Genomic DNA, 21,392 nt, shown 5'->3' with positions numbered 1-21,392 from the left:
ACCGGTTATTTCAACAACCCGGTGATCGCCTCCAACAACACCGGTTCCTGGAACGGTTTGCCGAAATACGCGTTCACCCCCAGCTGCAACGCGTAATTGCGGTGCTTATCGGCGCTGCGCGAGGTGATCATAATGATCGGAATATCCCTGGTCCGCTCGTCCCCGCGCACATTCCTGGTCAAATCAAAACCATCCATGCGCGGCATCTCGATATCGACCAGCATCAAATCCGGCGTCATACCCTGCAACTGCTCCAGCGCGTCGACCCCGTCCTTGGCCAGCAACACATTGTAGCCTTCGCGCTCCAGCAAGCGCTGCGTCACGCGCCGCACCGTCATCGAATCGTCCACCACCATGATCGAGCGCGCGTCCGGGCGCGCCGGCGCCGGATCGGCCGCCCGCGCGGTCTGCCGCCTGGCCTCCGGCTGGTGCGCCAGATGCTGCGCCAGCGCCACCGGATTCAAAATCAGCACGATATCGCCCGTCCCCAGCACCGTCGCCCCGGCGATACCGGCCATGCGCGACAGCTGCGGACCGATATTCTTGATCACCACCTCGCGGTTGCCCAGCACCTCGTCGACCCGCACCGCCAGCCGCTCGTTGCCGTTCTTGAGCATCATCACCGGCGCCGAGCGCTGCGCCAGCGCCTGCGCAGCGGCGTCGCCCAGCAAAGCCGGCAGATAATGCAGCGCCGCCTGATGCCCCTGGATCGGCACGAAGCCGTTTTGATGGGCCTCGGCCAGCGCCGCGTCCTTCATCTGCAGCACCTGCTCCACCAGGATAGCCGGGAAGGCATAGGTCTTGCCGCCGGCGTCGACCAGCACCACCTGCGTCACGGCCAATGTCAACGGCAGGCGGATGGTGAACCGCGTACCCTTTCCGCGCTCGGAGAACAGGTCGACCCGGCCGCCCAGCGCTTGCGCCTCCGACTGCACCACGTCCATGCCGACGCCGCGCCCCGACAGCTCGGTCAGCGCCTCGGCGGTGGAGAAACCCGGCTCGAAAATCAGGTCGGCGACCTGCGCCTCGGAGACGTCGTCGTCCTCCAGCAGCAGGCCGCTGCTGATCGCCTTGGCGCGGATGCGTTCCAGATCGAGTCCGCCGCCGTCGTCGGAAAATTCGATGACGACTTCGTTGCCCTGCTGGGTGACCTGCACCAGCAGCTCGCCGGTTTCGTTCTTGCCCGCCGCGCCCCGGGCGGCGCGCGATTCCACGCCATGGGCGATGGCGTTGCGCAGCAGGTGCTCGAACGGCGCGGCCATGCGTTCCAGCACGCTGCGGTCGATTTCCACCGCGCTGCCGCGAATGTCCAGGTTGACGCGCTTGTCGACTTCCTTGGCGCTTTGCCGCGCCACGCGGAACAGGCGCTCGGAGATGCTGGCGAACGGCACCATGCGCACCCGCATCAGGTCCCGCTGCAGATCGCGCGTCAGGCGCGCCTGCAGCACCAGATCGTTGCTGGCGGCGTCGACGCCACGGGTCAGGCTTTCGTGGAACGAGGCGACGTCGTTGACGCTTTCGGCCATCATGCGGGTCAACTCCTGCAGCCGGGTGAAGCGGTCGAATTCGAGCGGATCGAATTCGCGGTCGCTGGAGACCGACATGCGGGAGGCGATCTGCGATTCGGCCTGCATTTCGACCTCGCGCAGCTGGCGGCGCAAGCGGGCCAGGTTCTCGGAGAAGTCGAGCAGCGACGAGCGCAAGGTGCCGACCTCGTTTTCCAGCTTGGAGCGCGAGATCGACACCTCGCCCGCCTGGTTGACAAGGCGGTCCAGGATATCGGCCCGAACGCGCACCAGCGGCGATTTGGCGCCGGCCCGCAAATCGTCGGCCGGCGGCACGGCGGCCTCGATGCCGGGCGCCTCGTCGGCGGCGATATCGGCGTCGAGCGCGCCGCCGCCCGCCGTCGCCGGGGCATCGGCGTCCATGCTCTCGACATCGGCGGCCAGGCCGGCGACGCCGGTCTCCACCGGGACGGGTTTGAGCGCGTCCGGATGCTGCAGCTGCTCGAACAGCAGCAAGGCATGGTCGTAGTGCGCGAGCAGTTCGTCGAACGCTTGCGGCGTCGCGGATCCGGCGTGCACCATGTTTTCGATATGGGTTTCGATTTCATGCGCGTGCTGGCCAAGGCGCATCGCGCCGGCCATGCGCGCGCTGCCCTTGACCGTGTGCAGCAGGCGAAGCAGGCCTTGCGCGTGCGACGTGTCGGCGGGACGGTGCTGCCAGGCGCGCAGCGCTTCGCCCACTTGCGGCAGCAGATCGGCGCCCTCCTCCAAAAACACCGGCAGCAAATCGGCATCCAGCTCGTCGTTGAAGAGCGCCGGCGCGGCGCCCAGGATCTCATCCTCGGCCGGGGCCAGTTCGATGATTTCGGTGTCCGGCAAGGGAGTCGCATCCAACAAGGATTCCAGATCGGGCTCCGGCTCGGCCAGCGGTTCCGGCGCGGGTGCGGGCATCGCCTCCGGTTCCGGTTCCGGTTCCGCTTCGACTTCCGGCTCCACCACCGGCGCCGCCTCGGGCAGCGGCTCGGCGGCGGCGGCCGGCGCGGGCGCCTGGTATGGCGGCGCGGCGATATTCAGCGGCGGATCGGCGAAGGCGTCGTCGAAGGCCGCGTTGAACAGGTCGTCGATATTGTCGTCGGCGTGCGCTTCGGCTTTTTTCGGCGCCGGCGCGAGCGCAATGGCTTCCGTCTCCGGCACGCTTCCGCTGATCTCGTTGTAGACATCCCTGAACAGCCGATCCAGCGGCGACTCCTCCACCTCCGGCGGCTGCGGCGGCACGGCGATGTTCTCCATCGTCTCCGCCACCAGGTCATCCAGACGCGCCTCGATATCCTGGCCGGCGCCGGGCGGTGTGGCGGCCAACTCCTCGCGCAACTGCTGCAAGGCGGCGATCAGCTCCGGTTGCGCGGCGGGCATCTCGCCCTGCGCAAAACTCTGCAGCATCTGGCGGATGCGCTCTATCGCGAAGTCCAGCAGATCGTGCTGCACCTGGTCCAGATGCGGCGCCGGCGGCAGCAACGACCGCAAGGTGGCCTCCAGCGCCAGCGCCAGCTCGCGCAGCACCTTGAAGCCGACCGTGCCCGAGGTGCCGGCCAGGGTGTGCGACGCCTGCAGCGCCTCGGCATTGACCGGACGGCGCGGCTCATGACGCCACTCGCCGAAGTCGCGCTGCAACAGGCGAACCAGTTCGTCCGTCTCGTGCAAATAGATGTTATACAGCGGCAGCGGGATATCCAGCGCGCCGATATGTTTGACGTTGTCGTCGCGCGGCGCCAGCGGCGGTGCGACGGTGGGGAACTCGATGACGTTGCCGGCGGCGGTGGCGGGCGCCGCCGGTTCGGTTAGCACGTCGGCCTCATCCGCCGCCGGCACGTCGGCGGGCGGTGCGTCGACGGAAACCGGCGCCGGCTGGTCGAGGAAGAACCCTTCGCCTTCCTGGACGCGGGCGGCGGCGGCCACCAGCGCATCGGCATTGCGGGCCGAGACGCCGGCCGACGCCAGCTCCGCCACCCAGTCACTCAACTCGCGCGCGGCGGCGGCCAGCAGCGCGAACAAGGCGTCGGAAGCAGACCGCTCTTCGGCCAGCCAGGTGTTCATCACCCGTTCGACCGCATGCGCGGCGTCGGCGAACTGGTTCAACCCCACCATCCGCCCGCTTCCCTTGAGCGTGTGGAAGGAGCGGCGCAACATGATCAGATACTGCTCGCCGCCGGACTCGGAACGCGGCTTGTCCAGCGTCTGGTCGACAAAGTCCAGCACCTCGCGCGCCTCGGAGATGAAGATCTCCAGCAGCTCCGCCTCCACCGCGGCATCGGTGGCGGCGGGCGGCGGCGCGGCGGCCGGCATCACCGACGGCGGCGGCGCGGGCACCTCCTCGTCGAGCACCGGGATCGACTCCGACTCCGCCATCTTCTTGAACGGCACGGAACGGAAGGTTCCCTGCTGGGCGTCGAAGGCGAAGCGCTCGCGCGCGCCGGCCGCGTTCTGCGCCAGCATATCGACAAAGAAGCCGAGCGCACCGACATTCTGCGCGATGTCGTCGAGCGTCTTCGGCTCCAGCGCCGGATCGCCGCCGCCGGCCGCCAGCGACTGCACCGCGGCCTTGACGTGCTGCGCCGCCTTCATCGCATCTTCCTGGTCGAGCACCGACAGCGCGCCCTGCAACTGATGCAGCACCGGATCGAGTTCCGCCAGCGACGGACGCCTGGCCGGATCGACGTAGTACTCATCGAGCACCTTCTCCACCTGGCGCAGGCCGGTTTTCATCTCCTGCGACAACGCGATGACGGTGTCGTCCTGCCGCATCTGCCGCGCCAGGCCGCTCTGCCACTGCGCCGGCTCCGGCGGCGTGTCGCCGGACACCAGCGCCAGCAGGCGCGCGCCTATCGTATCGGCGTTGGCCGCGAAATCGGTCGGCAGATGGCGGATCTGTTCCAGCCCATGCTCGGCGAACAACAAGGCGGTCGCCATTTCCAGCGCCAGCTCCTCGCTGCGGCCGGCCGAGACGGCGGTGCGCGCCACGTCGGCCAACTGGCGCATCAGCGCGCCCAGGGCCGGAATATTCAATTTGTCGCACTCGCGCGCGACGTCGGCGAGCGCGGTGTCGAAGGCCGCGTCCAGATCGGGATCGATCTCGGCCCCGGCCAGCCTGTCCCAGCTGGCTTTAGCCTGCGCCACGCCGGCCTTGGCGCGGGCCAACGCCTCGCCGTCGATCTGGCCGTAGCGCCGGCTCTCGTAATCGGCCGGCACCAAGCCGTCGAGCGCGAAGGCGGCGCGCATTTGCCGCGCCGTCGGCGCCGCGGTGTCCGCGCCGGCGGCCGCGATGAAGAACAGCGCGTCGCGCAGCATCGTATCGGGCAGCGCGGCGGTGCCCTGGCTCAAACGGCGGATTTGCAGATTGATCAATCCGAACAGCTGCTTGACGTACAAGCCGCCGGCCAGCTCGCCGCTGGCCACCAATTCGGCGAAGCCCTGCATCGCCAGCCAGAAGGCGCGCGCCTTGCCGTCGCGCTGCGCGTCGGCGACCAGCTTGACGGCGTCGAGCAGCGTGGCGGCGTGCTCCTTCTGCTGCGCCGGCTCCGTGCTTTTCAGGTAAGGCAGCAGCGCGCGTTCGAAACGCTGGCGACAGGCCGTGTAGTGGGCCACCGGATCGGCCACCGGATCGGCGCCATCGGCGGCAGGCTCCAGCTCCGGCGTGAGCGACAAATCCGGAAAGAACAGATCGGCCGGGTGTATCCGGTCGGCGCCGATCATCTCCTGCACCGCGCGGTAGTACGGGAACAGCCTGGCCGGCTGCGACGGCGCGCCCTCCAGCAGCTCCTCCAGATACTCGACCAGCGCCTGATACAACTGCGAGACCGCCTCCACATGATCGGTGCTGCACTTGACCGCGCCGGTCTTGAAGCGGTCCAGCGCCGCCTCGGCCACGCTGGTCATCTGGCTCACGCCGTCGATGTCGACCATCTGCAGCGCGCCGTGGGCCTGATGCAAATGCGATTTCGCATGCTGCAGCTGCGTCGCCTGATCCTCCGCCGCCCTGCCGCCCGCCTCGATCAGCGCGGTCCTGGAGCGCGCCAGCGACTCCCGGATTTCAACCATCACCCAAGACAAGGGTCCGGTGTCCAGTTGCGGTTGCGGTGGTGTCGGATTATCAGTTTTGGTCATGCTTGCCTAGGCCTTTCAATGAAGTGCGCGACGTGCGTTCAGGACGCGATGCGGAATCGCGCCACCGAGTTTTTCAGTTCCTGCGCCAGCACTGACAGTTTGTGGATCGATTGCGCGGTTTGCTGGGTGCCGTCCTGGGTCTGCTCGGTCACCGTCAAGATATGCTCGATGTTGCGGGCCACGCCGTTGGCCGATGTCGCCTGGTGCCCGGTCGCCAGCGAGATGCCGGAAATGAGCTCGGCCAACCGGTTCGACACCTGCGAAATGTCGTTCAGCGCCGCGCCGGCCGCGTCGGACAGGCGCGCGCCCTCGACCACGCCCTGGGTGGATTTTTCCATCGCCGCCACCGCGTCGTGCGTGTCCGTCTGAATCGTGCGCACCAGAGCGCCGATCTGCTTGGCCGCCTCGGCCGAGCGTTCCGCCAGCCGCTGCACCTCCTCCGCCACCACCGAGAAGCCGCGCCCCGCCTCGCCGGCCGACGCGGCCTGGATCGCCGCGTTCAGCGCCAGCACGTTGGTCTGTTCGGTGATGTCGGAAATGAGCTCGGTGATCTCGCCGATCTCCTGCGACGATTCGCCCAGCCGCTTGATGCGCTTGGACGTGTCCTGGATCTGGTCGCGGATCTCGTGCATGCCCTTGATGGCGTTTTCCACCGCCGTCGAGCCCTGCTGCGCCGCCGCCACCGACTGGCGCGCGACGTCGGCCGATTCGCTGGCCGAACGCGAAACGTCGGTGATCTCGCCGGCCATCTTGGCCACCGTGGCGCTGGCGTCCTGGATCTCGCGCGACTGCTGTTGCGACGCCTGCAGCAGGTTGCTGGCGATGCTTTGCGCGTGGGTGGAGGCCTTGGTCACCTGTTCGGCGGTCGCCGTCACGCGGCCGACCAGCCCGCGCAGCTCCTCCACCGTGTAGTTGACCGAGTCGGCGATGGCGCCGGTGATGTCCTCGGAGACGGTGGCCTGCACCGTCAGGTCGCCGTCGGCCACCTCCTGCAGCTCGTTCATCAGGCGCAGAATCGCGGCCTGGTTTTGGTCGTTCATCGCCTTGGCCTCCTCCTCCTTGCGCTGCGACTGCAGGCGCATCGCCTCCGCCTCCTGGCGGCGGCGGTCGGCCCCGCGCGTGCGGTTGTGGGAGTCCATCAGCAGCACGCGGCCGATCGCCGCCGCCGCGATCAGCGTCAGCAAGCCGCCGGCCACCATCAGCCAAAAGGTCGGGCCCAGCGAATCCTGGTCTTCGCGGTAGGCCTGCTGCAGCACCGACAGCCGCTGGCGCAGCGCCTCGTTGTCGTTGAAGATCAGCTGCTCGGCGGTTTTGGCGGCGCTGAATTTATCGAGCTTGTCGAGGATCGCCGTCACCAGCTTTTGATATTCCTCGAAATCGCCCTTGAGCGCCGTGAACTTCTCGCGCAGGTCCGGCTCGCGCACGGCGGCGATGCCCATCGGCGCGCCGCCGTTGAGGAAGGCGTCGACCGTGTTGCGGAACACCGTGGTGTCGCGCCCCAGCTGGAACGCGGTCTCCGAGCTGATGCCGCCTGCGGTGAGGAATTCGCTGGCGCCCCGGCTCATGCGCTGGGTCAGCATCGACAGCGCGCCCAGGGCCGCGAGCTCGCGCCCGGAGCCGCCGCGCTGCAGCTTGATGGCGGTGATTTCCTCGGTGCGCGCCAGCAGGTCGGGCGACATCGTGTTCAGCTTCTGCAGCGTCTTGTCGACGCCGCTCAGGTCGGCCTTGAGGGTGAGGATGGTGCCGGCGGCGGCGTCGGTCGCGGTCCACTGCTTGCGCGCCGCCGCCACCACCGGCGCCAGTTCGGCGCGCGGCTCGCCGATTTCACGTCCCTGGTAGGTGCCGCCGCGCGTCATCAGCGTGATGTCGTTATTGAGTTCCTTGCGGCTTTCCTCGAGCTGGCGGAAGCCTTCGGCGCTGCCTTGCACGGCGTTCGGCGCCGCCTTGCCGATGCGCTGGGAGTGCATCAGCGCGTCGCTGGCGACCTGGGTCTGGGCCGAGCGGTTGGCGCCGTGGATGGTGTTGAGCGCGACGAAGACGGCGCTCGCGCCCAGGCTGACGGCCAGCGCGGTCGACAAAATACTCAATTGGCGCTGCGCCGGCAGATGGCCGATCAGCGGCAGCTTGAAACCGGCGCCGGTTTCGGCGGGCGCCGTGCGCGTGCCCAGACGGCCCAGCGCATCGCGCAAGCGCAACGGCGCGCCGCCGTCGGCGGCGTCGGTGTCGGTCGACTCGGCGTGCATGAAGCGCGAATCGCCGGCCTCGCCGAATTGCGTATCCGCTGCCAGGTCCTGGTCGGCATTCCGGTTGCCATTCGAGAAACTACCCATCTTGAAAGCCATTACACCCTCTCCGGATTTAATTATTCGAACTGCGATGCGAGCTGCGTGGGCGAACCGCGATGCGACCGGCGTCGCGTCGTCCCCGTCACCCTCAGTGTACGTGCATCACAGGCCGACTTGCAGAAAACGAGCTTCGCGCACCAGCTGCGCCAGATCGATCCGGGTCCAATGCCGGCCTTCGGCGTCGTCGAAGCGCTGGCCGCACCAGGCGGGCGCGCCTTGCGCGTCGGCCGCGTCATCCTCGACGGCCCGCATGTCGGCCAGCTTGCGCAGGCCCAGCACGCGCCCGGCCAGCAACGCGCAGTTGAAGCCCAGCCCCGGCGCGAAGGTGATGAGGCGGCGTTCCGACGCCGCGGTGTCGTCGGCGGCGCGGCCCTGGTAGCGCGCCAGGTCGATCACGCCGGTCAGATTGCCGCGGATATTGGCCAGTCCCAGATACCAGTCGCGCGTCAGCGGCACCGGCGTCACCGGCTGCAGCGGCACGATCTCGCCGATCTGGGTCAGGTCCAGCAGGCATAGGCGGTCGCCGATCTGCACGCCCAGTTCGCGCCCGCCGACGTTGGCGCCGGTCTTGGCGGCCTGCATGCGCTCGAGCAGCTGCACCTGATACTGGCGCAGGCGGCTGCGGCGTTCCGGGGCGGGCGGCGTGGTCGGGATGCTCATCGCTGGGCCGCCGCTTAGCCGAGGGCGGCGATTTTGGCCAGCAGATCGGCGGCGTCGACCGGCTTGACAAGGTAGTCGCGCGCGCCCTGGCGCAGGCCCCAGATACGGTCGGTCTCCTGGTTTTTGCTGGAGCAGATAATCACCGGCACGTCCTGCAGCTCCGGATCGCGGGCGATCGAGCGGGTGACCTGGAAGCCGTTCGCGCCGGGCATGACCACGTCCATCAGGATCAGCTGCGGCTTGTCGGCCTTGATCTTGACCAGCGCCTCCTCGCCGCTTTCGGCCACGGACACCGAAAAGCCGTTACGCACCAGGATATCGGTCAGGTAGTAACGTTCGGTGGGCGAATCGTCGACGATCAAAATGCGTTGTATGGCCATATTTCCCCCTGCGGCTTTCTTATTCTGGTGACGGGACAGAGGCGCCGCCGGTGTGCTCGCGCACGGCCGCCAGCAGGCTGTCCTTGGTAAAAGGTTTGGTCAGATAGGCGGCCGAGCCGACCATCGCGCCGCGCGCGCGGTCGAACAGGCCGTCCTTGGAGGACAGCATCAGCACCGGCGTGGCATGGAATTTTGCGCTTTTTTTAATCAGCGCGCAGGTCTGGTAGCCGTCCAGGCGCGGCATCAGGATGTCGCAAAAGACCAGCGCCGGGTGGTGGTCGTTGATCTTGGCCAGCGCGTCGAAGCCGTCTTCGGCCAGCACCACCTGGTAGCCGGCCTGGGTCAGGAAGATCTCGGCCGATCGGCGGATCGTGCTGCTGTCGTCGATCACCATGATTTTCAGGGCCGAATCGGTCACATTGGCTTGCGGCGTGGTCGTCATAATCGAATCGCTGGGATGATGCTACACGATAGCATAGGCGGAGCGGCCGGCGCGCCGTCCTGGCGCGGCCCGGCTCCCGGCCGGAAAACAAGGCCTCAGATGGCGACCATCTCGAAATCGTCCTTGCGGGCGCCGCATTCCGGGCAGCTCCAGTTCATCGGCACGTCGGCCCAGCGGGTGCCGGGGGCGATGCCTTCGTCCGGCAGGCCGGCTTGTTCGTCGTAGATCCAGCCACAGATCAGGCACATCCAGGTCTGGAACTCCTGCGTTGTTTCATTGCTACTCACGTTCTGCCACCCTTCAATCAAGTAAAATGCTGAATTAGGTATCTTAATCTACCAGCCGTGCAAAACCAAACTTCTCCTCTCATATTAAGCTTCGGCGCTGCCGATCCGGCCGGCGCGATGGGCGTCCAGGCCGACCTGGCGGCTTTTTCGGCCCTCTCCTGCACCGGCCTGGCGGTCACCACCGCGTTGCTGATCGGCGACAGCGCGCGCGTCGAGGACGTGCAGGAAATCGATCCCGACTGGGTCTCCGACCAGGCCCGCGTGGTGCTGGAGGACATGACCATGGCCGCCTTCAAGGTCGGCGCGCTGACCAACATCGAGCAGGTGGCGGCGATCGCCGAGATCCTGTCCGACTATCCGGACGCGCCGCTGATCCTCGATCCGTTCAGTTCCCGCCTGCCCGACCTGCCCGACGACGACGCCGAGGAACTGCTCACGGCCGTGCGCCAGCTGCTGGTGCCGCAGGCCACGCTGCTGATGCTGTCGCAGGTGGAACTGGGGCGGCTGGCCGAAACCTGGCGCGAAGGCGCCGACGACACGCTCGAATCGGACGTCGAACACCTGCTGGCGTTGGGCTGCGAATTCGTGCTCGTCACCGGCACCGCGGCGGGCTCGCCGCAGGGCGACGCGGCGGCGCCCAACACGCTGGCCAACACCCTGTTCGGCGCCGACGGCATGATCAGCCACGACGCCTGGCAGCACCTGCCGGGGCCCTTCCTGGGCGCCGGCGGCACTTTGTCGGCGGCGATCACCGCCTTCATGGCGCGCGGCGCCGACGTGCCCGAGGCGGTGGCGGCGGCGCAGGAATACACGGTCGGCGCGCTGGCGCACGCGCAGCGCTACGGCATGGGCAAGTTCGTGCCCAACCGTTTTTTCCATTTGCTCACCACGGCCGCCGACATGCAGTAACCGTGCCGCGCACCACCGCGGCTTACACACTTGACACCGAAGATGCCAACATGACCACGAACTCGATCAACACCTCGAAAAACGATACCCTGTTCACCCGCGCCCAGAAAACCACCCCGGGCGGCGTCAACTCGCCGGTGCGCGCCTTCCGTTCGGTCGGCGGCACGCCGCGCTTCATCACCCGCGCCGAAGGCCCGTACTTCTGGGACGCCGACGACAAGCGCTATATCGACTACATCGGCTCCTGGGGTCCGGCGATCGTCGGCCACGCGCATCCGGTGGTGGTCAAGGCGGTGCAGGAGGCGGCCGCGCGCGGCCTGTCGTTCGGCGCGCCGACCGAGGGCGAAGTGCTGATGGCGGAAGAAATCTGCCGGCTGGTGCCGTCGATCGAGCAGGTGCGCCTGGTGTCGTCGGGCACCGAGGCGACCATGAGCGCGCTGCGCCTGGCGCGCGGCGCCACGGGCCGCGACAAGATCGTCAAATTCGAGGGCTGCTACCACGGCCACGCCGACTCGCTGCTGGTCAAGGCCGGCAGCGGCCTGCTCACGTTCGGCAATCCGACGTCGGCCGGGGTGCCGGAGGACTTCGTCAAGCACACGCTGGTGCTGGACTATAACGACGTCGGGCAGCTGGAGGAGGCGTTCGCCTCGTTCGGCGACGAAATCGCCTGCGTCATCGTCGAGCCGGTGGCCGGCAATATGAATTTGATCAAGGCCAGCGAAGCGTTCCTGAAGGCGATGCGGGCGCTGTGCACCAAGCACGGCGCGGTGCTGATCTTCGACGAAGTGATGTGCGGCTTCCGCGTGGCGCTGGGCGGCGCGCAGCAGCTGTACGGCATCAAGCCCGATCTGACGGCGCTGGGCAAGGTGATCGGCGGCGGCTTGCCGGTGGCGGCGTTCGGCGGCGGCGCCGAATTGATGGCCAAGATGGCGCCGCTGGGCGCCGTGTACCAGGCGGGCACCCTGTCGGGCAATCCGGTGGCGGTGGCGGCCGGCATGGCGACGTTGAAGATCGTGCAGGAGCCGGGGTTCTACGACAAGTTGAGCGCCACGGCGGCGCGTCTGGCGGCCGGTTTGACGGCGGCGGCCAGGGAGGCCGGCGTGGTGTTCTGCGCCGATTCGGTGGGCGGGATGTTCGGGCTGTATTTCAGCGAGACGCCGCCGAACAATTACGCGGAGATGATGGCCGGCGACCGCGCGCGCTTTAACACCTTCTTCCACGCGATGCTCGACGAAGGCGTGTATTTCGCGCCGGCCGCGTTCGAGGCGGGCTTCGTCTCGGCCCAGCACAGCGACGCGGTGATCGACGAGACCATCGCGGCGGCGGGCCGGGTGTTCAAGCGCCTCGGCGCGTAAGGAAGCCGGTGGCGGCGCACACATGGCGGATTACGCTTCGCTAATCCGCCCTACGTGTTTGCGTGGCATATCACGTCGACCTAAGGACACCACGGAGACACGTAGGGCGGATTAGCGCGCAGCGCGTAATCCGCCATCGCCGAGCCGCCGACAACGCATCACGTTTCAATCACCCCGGTATTGAAGTTGTACTCGAACAAATCGCCATAGCGTCCCCACTCGATCGCCACGCGCAGCGCCCGCTCGGCCTCCTCGTCGCTGAGCGTGAACCTGAGCAGCTTGAGGAACAGCTCCTCCGGCAAATCGCCCGACTTGTCCTGCGCCAGCCCGTGGCAGATGTAGGCCACCAGCGGCACATGCTCCAACAACTGCGCCCCGAACATCGCCTGCCGCTCGGTATTGGCCGCCGCCGCGTAGCGCCCGCCCAGCTCCGTCAACAGGATATCGCCGTTGGTCAAATAAGCGAATCCCAGCAAAATCAACGCGTTAAGCACCTCCAGCAGCTCGGCGTCGGTCAATTCCGTCTCCTCCGCCAGCTGCGGCAGATCGGCGCGGCCCGAGAACGGCTCCTCGGCCAGCAACTCCAAAATCCCCTCCATGTGCGCGATATTGGCCTGCGGCAGTCGGTCGCCCAGCTGCAGCTTGACCTCCTTCTCGCTGATCAAGCCGCGCCGGCCCGCCCCCGCCGTCATCAACTCGTACACCTTGTCGATCAGCTGGCGCACCTCCGGCCCCTCGGCCTTGCGCGGCTGCGGCAGCGAGATCGGCAGCTCGGCGCGCACCCGTCCCGGATCGCTGGCGAAGATCAGCACGCGGTCGGCCATCATGACCGCCTCCTCGATGTTGTGCGAGACCACCAGAATCGCCTTGGTCGGAATCCGGCCCGACTGCCACAGCTCCAAGATCTCCTCGCGCAGACGCTCGCCGGTCAGCACGTCCAGGGCGGAAAACGCCTCGTCCATCAGCAGCACTTCCGGCTCCATCACCAGCGCGCGCGCGATGCCGACCCGCTGGCGCATGCCGCCCGACAGCTCGCGCGGCAGCGCGCCCTCGAAGCCGGACAGGCCGATCAAGTCGATCACCTTCTCGGCGCGCTGCGCCCGCTCCGCCGCCGGCATGCCCTGCGCCTCCAGACCCAGCTCGATATTCTTCTGCACCGTCAGCCACGGGAACAGCGCGAACGACTGGAACACCATGCGGATGCCGCGCGCCGTGCCGTACAGCGGCATGCCGCGATACAGCACCTGGCCGTCGTCGGCCGGGATCAAGCCCGCCATGATGCGCAGCATGGTCGACTTGCCGGAGCCGGACTGCCCCAGCAACGCGACGATCTCGCCCTCGTGCAGGGTGAAGTCGACACCCTGCAGCACCGCGCGCGCGGAGCCGTCGGCGGCGCGGAAGTGTTTGCCGACCGATTTCAATTCAACGATAGGTGTGCTCATGATGCCCTCGATCCTAAAAATGCAGCCGGCTCTCGGCCAGCGTGTACAGGCGGCGCCAGACGAAGTGGTTGAAGCCCATGACGAAGATGCACATCACGCCGATGCCCAGCGCGATGCGCGGGAAGTCGCCGGCGGCGGTCATCTCGGCGATGTAGCTGCCCAGTCCATGCGCCTTGACGGTGGTCGCGCCCCAGCTGACGTATTCGGCCACGATGCTGGCGTTCCACGAGCCGCCGGACGCGGTGATGGCGCCGGTGACGAAGCTGGGGAAGATGGCCGGCAGCAGATAGCGCCGCCATTTGAGCCAGCCGGTCAGCCCGAAGTTCTGCGCCGCGTGACGCAGCTCGGTCGGTATCGTCGAGGCGCCGGCGATCACGTTAAACAGCAGATACCACTGGGTGCCCAGTATCATCAGCGGCGACAGCCAGATATCCGGATTCAGATGGAAGCGCATGATCAGGATCACCGCCACCGGGAACACCAGGTTGGCCGGGAACGCGGCCAGGAACTGCGCCACCGCCTGCGTGCGCGAGGCCCAGCGCGGATTCATGCCGATCCACACGCCCACCGGCACCCAGATCAGGGCCGCCAGCAGCAGCAACACGACCACCCGCATCAGCGTGTACAGCCCGAGCACCAACACATGTCCGACCTCGCCCCAGCCGACCTCCGTGCTGATGAAATGGCCGAGCGTCCACAGGGCGTAGAAGACGACGGCGGCGATGACCGCGTCCCACACCCGCTGCGCGCCGCGCGCCTGCGTGTGCCGGCGCGCGCGGATCGAGGTGCCGTCGTGGCCGAGGCGGAACAGCGCGATGGAGCGCGACAGCAGGTCGCCGCACCACGCCACCAGCGCCTGCGTGCGCTCGGTGCGGCGCAGCCACGTGAGCAGCCACGATTGCTGGGCCGTGTCGCTGCCGGTCTCCTCGAAGCGGAACTTGTCGGCCCACGCCAGCAAGGGCCGGAAGAACAGCTGGTCGTACATCAGCACCGCGATCAGCATGGCGAACACCGCCCAGCCCATCGCGCCAAGGTCGCTGCGTTCGATCGCCAGCGCGATGTACGAGCCGATGCCGGGCAGTTTGATGTTCTGGTTGGAGACCGAGATCGCCTCCGAGGCGACCACGAAGAACCAGCCGCCGGACATCGACATCATCATGTTCCACAACAGGCCGGGCATGGCGAACGGCAGCTCCAGGCGCCAGAAGCGCTGCCAACCCGAGAGCTGGAACACGCTGGCCGCCTCCGACAATTCGGCCGGCACGTTGCGAAAGCCCTGGTAGGCCGAGAAGGCCATGTTCCACGCCTGCGACGTGAAGATGGCGAAGATCGCCGCACACTCCACGCCCAGCAGGTTGCCGGGGAATAGCGCGATGAAGGCCGTCACCGTGATCGACAGGAAGCCGAGGATGGGAATCGACTGCAGGATGTCGAGCAGCGGCACCAGCACTTTTTCGGCCAGCTTGTATTTGGTGGTCAGCGCCGCGAACACGCAGGCGAAGATCACCGACGCGCCCAGCGCGATGAACATGCGCAAGGTGGTGCGCAGCAGGTAGTAAGGCAGGTTGGCCGGATCGAGCGACAGCGGCAGCGCCTGGCCGAGTTCATACGGGCGCGCCATCTGCTGGCCGCCGTACGCCAGCAGCACGAACACGGCCAGCACGATGGGCAGCAGCGCCCAGTCCCAGCGGTTGCCGCCGGCTTCGACCACCTGGCGCGGGAAAAATTGGCGTTTTTTGTTCATGACTTATGGCCGATGGGTGTGGAGACTGGCGGCCATTCTAAAGGAAACACGTGTCCGGTTTATTACGGTTGCGAAAGTTGATCCCGCATCCGGGTGGAAACCGCCACACGCCCGCGCCACGATTTGACGAATTCACCGATGCTAACGATGCGTTCATCACCATCGTCATAATTCGGCAATATTTTGTTGCCAAAAGCCAACCCCTAAATCATTTTCGTCAATTCTATATATTTCCTTACGGAAAATACGTACAATGTCACCAAAGATCACCAAAGACGTGTCGATCCAACCCAGCGAGCTAACAAATGCCCCATAGCAAAGATACAGTACTGACAACCAGCGCGACCGCCAAGTTGCTCGGCGTCGCCGTCAGCACCGCCCAGCTGTGGATCGAAAACGGCGCGATCCCTTCGTGGAAGACGCCCGGCGGCCACCGCCGCGTGCGCCTGAGCGCGGTCCGGCGCCTGATGGAGCAGCGCGACGGCGCGGCCACGCCGGCCGCCGCCGCGGCGAAGGCGCCGAGCAGCATCGAGTTCGTGCCGGCGCCGGCGCCACAGTACCCGGTCGCCAACGACGAGGCCCAGCGCCTGCTGGCGCTCGACGCCGCGCGCATCGTCGACACCGCGCCGGAGTCGGTGTTCGACCGCCTGACGTGGCTGGCGAGCCAGGTCACCGATTCGCCGATGGCACTGATCAGTTTGCTGACCGCGCGCCGCCAATGGTTCAAGTCGCGCATCGGCGTGGAAGTGACCGAAACGCCGCGCGACTGGGCGTTCTGCAGCCACGCGATCCTGCAAAACGGCCTGTTCATGGTCGAGGACGCCGCACGCGATCCGCGCTTCCAGGACAATCCGCTGGTCGTCGGCGAACCGTATATCCGTTTTTACGCCGCCTTCCCGCTGCTCGACCGCCACAACCATCCGTTGGGCACGTTGTGCATCCTGGACCGCGAGCCGCGCAAACTGAGGGACCGCGAAGTGCGCTCCCTGCGCGAACTGGCGGCGTTGGCGTCGGAAGAAATTCAGCGGCGCGCCCCACGTTAGGGAGCGCGTCCGGGCACGCCGCCCCCCACCCGTCGGCGCGCCCCACCGTTTTAGCAAGTCCAGTATCAGCAACTCCTACCGGCCTCCCCCAGCTCTCGCGACGGCCAAAAAAATCACTGTCGCCGCCTAGCGGTTCCGTTTCCCTTAATCGGCCTGATTGCAGGATTTTGTGGGAACTCCAACGTTTCCGGGAATATATTATGAACGCGTTTAAAAAACTTAAAATCGGCACCCAGTTGACCCTGGGCTTCGGCATGCTGACCATCTTCATGCTGGTCCTGGCCGCCGTCTCCATCCTCGGCGTGTCGTCCATCGGCGCCGCCTTCCGCGAACAAAACCGCATCACCGACGAGCGCCTGGCGCCGCTGTATGTGGCGCGCGAGGCGCTGGCGCAGACCGGCCTGGCCGCGCGCAACGCCTACGTCTTCACCGACGACGCCGAGGCGGCCAAGGAACTGGCGATCGTCGACGAGCAAAAGGCCATCTACCTGGCCGCCGTGGACAAGATGGGCCCGGCCTTCGGCGGCGACGCCCAGTTCGCCAAGGTCAAGACCGGCCTGCTGGCGATGGCCAACGAGCTCACGCGTCCGCGCAAAATGCGCGAGGCGAAACAGATGGAGGAATTCGGCACCTTCCTGGTCAAGGAATGCAGCCCGCTGCGCCGCCAGATCGTGGCCGACATGGCCGTGCTGTTGACCCACGCGCAGAAGGACGCGGACGCCGCCAGCGACTTGTCCGAAAACCGCGCCGCCACCGCGCGCAACTGGACGCTCACGCTGACCATTGCCGCCTTCCTGTTGAGCGTGCTGATCGCCGGCCTGATCAAGCACCTGCTGCTCAAGCAGCTCGGCGGCGAACCGGCCTACGCGGCCGACATCGCCAACAAGATCGCCCAGGGCGACCTGGCCATCGAAGTCGACGTCAAGGCGGAAGACCACGCCAGCCTGCTGTTTGCCATCAAGACCATGCGCGACAGCCTGGCGTCGATCGTCGGCCAGGTGCGCCAGGGCACGGACGCGATCGCCAGCGCCTCGGCCGAGATCGCCAGCGGCAACGAAGACCTGTCGTCGCGCACCGCCACGCAAGCGTCGTCGCTGGAAAAGGTCGCCACGGCGATGGAAGAGCTGACGTCGACCGTGCAACAAAACGCCAGCAACGCGCAGCAAGCCAACACCCTGGCCCAATCGGCCTCGGCGGTGTCGGAGCAAGGCGGCGAGGTCATGCAGCAAGTGACCGACACCATGGCCTCGATCAACGACTCGTCGAAGAAGATCGTCGACATCATTTCCGTCATCGACGGCATCGCGTTCCAGACCAACATCCTGGCGTTGAACGCCGCCGTGGAAGCGGCCCGCGCCGGTGAGCAAGGGCGCGGTTTCGCCGTGGTCGCCACCGAGGTGCGCAACCTGGCGCAGCGCTCGGCGGCGGCCGCCAAGGAAATCAAGGCGCTGATCGACGACTCCGTCACCAAGGTCGGCACCGGTTCGGAGCTGGTGCAAAAGGCCGGCACGACGATGCACGCGGTGGTCGACAGCGTCAAGCGGGTGACCGAGATCATGGGCGAGATCAGCGTCGCCAGTGCCGAGCAGAGCCAGGGCATCGGCGAGGTCAGCAGCGCCCTCGGCGACATGGACGGCATGACGCAGCAAAACATGGCGCTGGTGGAGGAAGCCTCGGCCGCCGCGCAGGAGCTGCAGGGACAGGCCGCGGGCCTGGCCGGGCTGGTGGGGCAGTTCAAGCTGGAGGCGGAACGCGGACGGGTGGCGGCGGTGCAGCCGGCGGCCAAGCCGGGCAAGGCGATCGCCCGTCCAGGCCTGCGCCTGGCGCGCGCCTGATCCGGGGTCAGGTCCACCATTTCTACACGGGGTGGACGGTAGGCGCTGTCGGCGGCTCATGGCGGATTACGGCGTGCCGCCTAATCCGCCCTACGTGGATCCGGCGCCTAGTCGGGGGTCAAGTCTAACATTGCTACACGGGGTGGACGGTAGGCGCTGTCGGCGGCTCATGGCGGATTACGGCGTGCCGCCTAATCCGCCCTACGTGGATCCGGGGCGGCTCGGTGAGGCCATGGCGCGTAAGTGCATCTGAATCACGTAGGGCGGATTAGCGTAGCGTAATCCGCCAAGCGCCGCCGCCAGTGGCACGGCGTCGGCGAGGCCGGCTTACTTCAGCCAGCCGCGCCGGCGGAAATACCAGAACGGCGCGATGGCGCTGGTGACCATCAGCACGATGGCGAACGGATAGCCGAGCTGCCACTCCAGTTCCGGCAGCCACTTGAAGTTCATGCCGTAGATCGACGCGATCAACGTCGGCGGCAGGAACGCCACGCTGGCCACCGAGAAAATCTTGATGATCTTGTTTTGGTTGATGTTGATGAAACCGACCGTGGCGTCCATCAGGAAGTTGATCTTGTCGAACAGGAAGGACGTGTGGCCGTCCAGCGATTCGATGTCGCGCAGAATCTGGCGCGCCTCCTCGAACTGCTCGGCGTTGAGCAAGCGTCCGCGCATCAGGAAGCTGACCGCGCGCCGCGTGTCCATCATGTTGCGGCGGATGCGGCCGTTCAAGTCTTCCTCGTGGGCGATCGAATTCAGCGCGGCCGCCGCGTCCTGGTCGGTGAACTGTTCCTGCAGCACGCGGCCGCTGACCTCTTCCAGGTTCTGGTAAATGCCCTCGAGCGCGTCGGCCGAATATTCGGCGTCGGTGGCGTACAGGTCCAGCAGCACATCCATATAGTCGGCGATCGAGCCCGGGCGCGAACGCGCGCGCATGCGCACCAGCCGGAACACCGGCAAATCGTCGGTGTGCACCGAGAACAGCATCTTGCGCGCCAGGATGAACGCGACCGTGACGATGCGCGACGGGCCGTCCTCCTCTTCCAGCAGGAAGTCGGTGCGCAGGTGCAAGTCGCCGTTTTCCGCCTCGTAATAGCGGGCCGACGCCTCGATGTCCTTGACCTCGTCCTCGCCCGGCAAGGTCACGCCGTAGATGGCCTTGACCCACGCGCGTTCGTCGTCCGTCGGGTCGGTCAGGTCGACCCAGACCGGCTCGACCTTTTCCAGGTCGGCGCGCGTGTCGATGGGCACCTGGTTGAGCCGGCCATTCTGGAGAACGAAAACATTAATCATGGGTACGCGAGCCTTCTGGAAACAGCGCAAGTGTACTCGGAAAGCCCCTGCCGAGGCCAGCCTGCCACGCGGTTTTTCGCCCTATCGGGTGGCTTTTTCGATCATTTGATCGGTCGCCGACCGCGGGGCGGACTCGGCCGGGTCCGGCTTGGGCGCTGTCGGCGCCTCGATGCCGCGCGTATCGATGGGCTTGACCACCTTGCCGTCCTTGCAGTCGACATCGGAGACCACGGTTTTGCCGTCGATGACGCATTTGCGCAGCACGTTGGCGGGCGTTGGCGGCGCGACGCCGGCCGAGCTCGATGCCGCCGCCGCCGGTGGCTTGCCGGCCAGCCGCGCCAGGCCTTCGGTGAAGAAATTGCGCTCGTGCCGGGCCGACATCAAAAACGCCATCGCCACCGCCGCCAGCGCGGCCATGACGATGGCCACTTGGATCAGGCCGAACCCGCGTTGCCGCTTGATCATCATGGCAGCTCCGCCGAGCCCATGCGGCGCAGGATGACGCCGGTGCGCCGCGCCAGATAGCCCGAATCGCGATGCTTGTCGAAGAAGCGCGGATTGGGCAGCATCACGGCCAGTTTGGCCGCCTGCGCCGCGCCCAGGTTGGCCGCGCTCACGCCGTAATAATGCCGCGCCGCCGCCTCCGCGCCGAAGGTGCCGGTGCCGAACTCCACCACGTTCAGGTAGATCTCGAAGATGCGTTCCTTGTCCATCAGCGTCTCCAGCATGTACGTGATGATCAGCTCCTGCCCCTTGCGCAGATAGCTGCGCGAACCGGACAGGAACAAATTCTTGGCCAACTGCTGCGTGATGGTCGAGCCGCCCGACACCACCTTGTGCTTCTTGTTGTTCTTCTCGTAGGCTTTTTGCAGCGCCTCCCAGTCCACGCCCTCATGTTCGGAGAAATTGGCGTCTTCGGACGCGATGATGGCGCGTTTGAGGTTCTTCGAGATGCGCTCGTACGGCACCCAGATCTGCTGGATCTCGGCCTTGGGATTTTTCTCGCGCAAGGCCGCCTCCTGCTGGCGCATGAAGCTGGTGCGCGACGGATTATGGTCGACCCACCACCAGATCTGCAGGAAGAAATACAGCTGCACGGCCGCGAACAACAGCACCGGCAGAATGAAGATCCACTTCACCCAGGCCCACTTGCGCCCTCCCTTGGCGGCGCTCATAGCTGGTCACGCAACTGCTGCAACACCTCGCCGGTGACCGGACGCACGCCGCGCCAGACGCTGAACGCCTCGGCCGCCTGCTCCACCAGCATGCCGAGGCCATCGCGCAGCCGTGCGCCGTGTTGGGCCGCGAACTGCAAAAATACGGTGGGGGACTTCGAGTACATCATGTCCAAAGCCAGCGCGCCCGGCGCGAACACCGAAGGCGACACCGGCGGCACCTCGGCGCCCAGGCTGGCCGACGTCGCGTTGATGACGATGTCGAAGCCGCCTTCGATATCGGCGAAACCGCAGCCGGACACCACGCCCTCGCCGCCCAGCGCGGCGAACTGTTCGGCCAGCGCCACGGCCGTGGCCACGGTGCGGTTGGCGATGACCAGTTGCGCCGGACGATGCTCCAGGATCGGCAGCACGACGCCGCGCGCCGCCCCGCCCGCGCCCAGCAGCAGCACGCGCTTGCCGGTGATCGCCACGCCGGCATTGCCGACGATGTCGGCCACCAGGCCGGCGCCGTCGGTGTTATCGCCGATGATGCCGTCTTCCGTGAAATGCAAGGTGTTGACGGCGCCGGCCGCCTGCGCGCGTATCGTCAGCGCGTTGGCGACCTTGACCGCCTCCAGCTTGAACGGCACGGTGACGTTGGCCCCAAGGCCGCCCTCGGCGATGAACGCGTGCACGGCCGCCGCGAAACCGTCCAGCGGCGCCAGCCGTTTTTCGTAGCGCAACTCCTGGCCGGTCTGCGCCGCGTAGGCGGCGTGGATCTCGGGCGATTTACTATGGGCAATCGGGTTGCCGAACACGCAGTAGCGATCCATC

General features: G+C 66.8%; 16 protein-coding genes. 4 read left to right on the top strand and 12 right to left on the bottom strand.

The window, feature by feature from the left end:
- Positions 1-5 precede the first annotated feature (5 nt).
- The 6 genes from JOD97_RS23610 to JOD97_RS23585 form a co-directional block, all read right to left on the bottom strand.
- Positions 6-5,666 (bottom strand): Hpt domain-containing protein, encoded by a 5,661-nt coding sequence (locus JOD97_RS23610; RefSeq protein ID WP_209724063.1) that lies wholly within the window; start codon positions 5,664-5,666, stop codon positions 6-8.
- A gap of 38 nt (positions 5,667-5,704) precedes the next feature.
- Positions 5,705-8,008 (bottom strand): methyl-accepting chemotaxis protein, encoded by a 2,304-nt coding sequence (locus JOD97_RS23605; protein WP_209724061.1) that lies wholly within the window; start codon positions 8,006-8,008, stop codon positions 5,705-5,707.
- A 105-nt stretch (positions 8,009-8,113) separates the two neighbouring features.
- A complete protein-coding gene (locus JOD97_RS23600) occupies positions 8,114-8,671 on the bottom strand; it encodes a chemotaxis protein CheW (protein ID WP_209724059.1) in 558 nt (185 codons plus the stop codon).
- Positions 8,672-8,685: 14 nt separating this feature from the next.
- Positions 8,686-9,051 (bottom strand): PleD family two-component system response regulator, encoded by a 366-nt coding sequence (locus tag JOD97_RS23595; protein ID WP_209724057.1) that lies wholly within the window; start codon positions 9,049-9,051, stop codon positions 8,686-8,688.
- Between the two features lie 19 nt (positions 9,052-9,070).
- Positions 9,071-9,493 (bottom strand): PleD family two-component system response regulator, encoded by a 423-nt coding sequence (locus JOD97_RS23590; RefSeq protein ID WP_209724055.1) that lies wholly within the window; start codon positions 9,491-9,493, stop codon positions 9,071-9,073.
- Positions 9,494-9,588: 95 nt separating this feature from the next.
- Positions 9,589-9,780: a rubredoxin gene (locus tag JOD97_RS23585; protein ID WP_301547057.1), complete on the bottom strand. Its 192-nt coding sequence runs from the start codon at positions 9,778-9,780 to the stop codon at positions 9,589-9,591.
- Positions 9,781-9,837: 57 nt separating this feature from the next.
- On the opposite strand from JOD97_RS23585, the gene JOD97_RS23580 reads away from it, so the two are divergent.
- Positions 9,838-10,689, top strand: a complete 852-nt coding sequence (locus tag JOD97_RS23580; RefSeq protein ID WP_209724053.1) for a bifunctional hydroxymethylpyrimidine kinase/phosphomethylpyrimidine kinase — start codon at positions 9,838-9,840, stop codon at positions 10,687-10,689.
- 50 nt (positions 10,690-10,739) lie between these two features.
- A complete protein-coding gene (gene hemL, locus JOD97_RS23575; RefSeq protein ID WP_209724051.1) occupies positions 10,740-12,044 on the top strand; it encodes a glutamate-1-semialdehyde 2,1-aminomutase in 1,305 nt (434 codons plus the stop codon).
- Between the two features lie 158 nt (positions 12,045-12,202).
- On the opposite strand, the gene JOD97_RS23570 is transcribed toward hemL, so the two are convergent.
- Together JOD97_RS23570 and JOD97_RS23565 are read right to left on the bottom strand one after the other, a co-directional pair.
- Positions 12,203-13,486 carry a nitrate/sulfonate/bicarbonate ABC transporter ATP-binding protein gene (locus JOD97_RS23570; RefSeq protein WP_209724048.1) on the bottom strand — a complete coding sequence of 428 codons (1,284 nt, stop codon included), beginning with the start codon at positions 13,484-13,486 and terminating at the stop codon, positions 12,203-12,205.
- A 13-nt stretch (positions 13,487-13,499) separates the two neighbouring features.
- Positions 13,500-15,230 carry an ABC transporter permease subunit gene (locus tag JOD97_RS23565; protein ID WP_209724047.1) on the bottom strand — a complete coding sequence of 577 codons (1,731 nt, stop codon included), beginning with the start codon at positions 15,228-15,230 and terminating at the stop codon, positions 13,500-13,502.
- Between the two features lie 305 nt (positions 15,231-15,535).
- Between JOD97_RS23565 and JOD97_RS23560 the strand changes: the two genes are divergently transcribed.
- Positions 15,536-16,273: a GAF domain-containing protein gene (locus JOD97_RS23560; protein ID WP_209724045.1), complete on the top strand. Its 738-nt coding sequence runs from the start codon at positions 15,536-15,538 to the stop codon at positions 16,271-16,273.
- A 200-nt stretch (positions 16,274-16,473) separates the two neighbouring features.
- Positions 16,474-18,108, top strand: a complete 1,635-nt coding sequence (locus JOD97_RS23555; protein WP_229264667.1) for a methyl-accepting chemotaxis protein — start codon at positions 16,474-16,476, stop codon at positions 18,106-18,108.
- A gap of 327 nt (positions 18,109-18,435) precedes the next feature.
- Here the strand turns inward: JOD97_RS23555 and corA are convergent, their stop codons facing one another.
- The 4 genes from corA to aroE all read right to left on the bottom strand — a co-directional run bounded on the left by corA (position 18,436) and on the right by aroE (position 21,391).
- A complete protein-coding gene (gene corA, locus JOD97_RS23550; RefSeq protein WP_209724043.1) occupies positions 18,436-19,401 on the bottom strand; it encodes a magnesium/cobalt transporter CorA in 966 nt (321 codons plus the stop codon).
- An 81-nt stretch (positions 19,402-19,482) separates the two neighbouring features.
- The gene (locus JOD97_RS23545) at positions 19,483-19,869 is read right to left on the bottom strand and encodes a DUF4124 domain-containing protein (RefSeq protein WP_229264666.1); all 387 of its coding nucleotides are present in this window, start codon (positions 19,867-19,869) and stop codon (positions 19,483-19,485) included.
- Positions 19,866-20,576 carry a monofunctional biosynthetic peptidoglycan transglycosylase gene (gene mtgA, locus JOD97_RS23540; RefSeq protein WP_209724041.1) on the bottom strand — a complete coding sequence of 237 codons (711 nt, stop codon included), beginning with the start codon at positions 20,574-20,576 and terminating at the stop codon, positions 19,866-19,868. The genes JOD97_RS23545 and mtgA overlap by 4 nt, the downstream gene beginning before the upstream one ends.
- Positions 20,573-21,391, bottom strand: coding sequence for a shikimate dehydrogenase (aroE, locus tag JOD97_RS23535; RefSeq protein WP_209724039.1), 819 nt, complete (start codon positions 21,389-21,391; stop codon positions 20,573-20,575). Before aroE ends, mtgA begins: the two co-directional genes overlap by 4 nt.
- Position 21,392 lies beyond the last annotated feature (1 nt).

It is taken from the genome of Duganella sp. 1411 (genome assembly GCF_017833525.1).
GTDB lineage: Bacteria > Pseudomonadota > Gammaproteobacteria > Burkholderiales > Burkholderiaceae_D > Rugamonas.
This window is presented reverse-complemented; position numbering and strand designations above follow the sequence as displayed.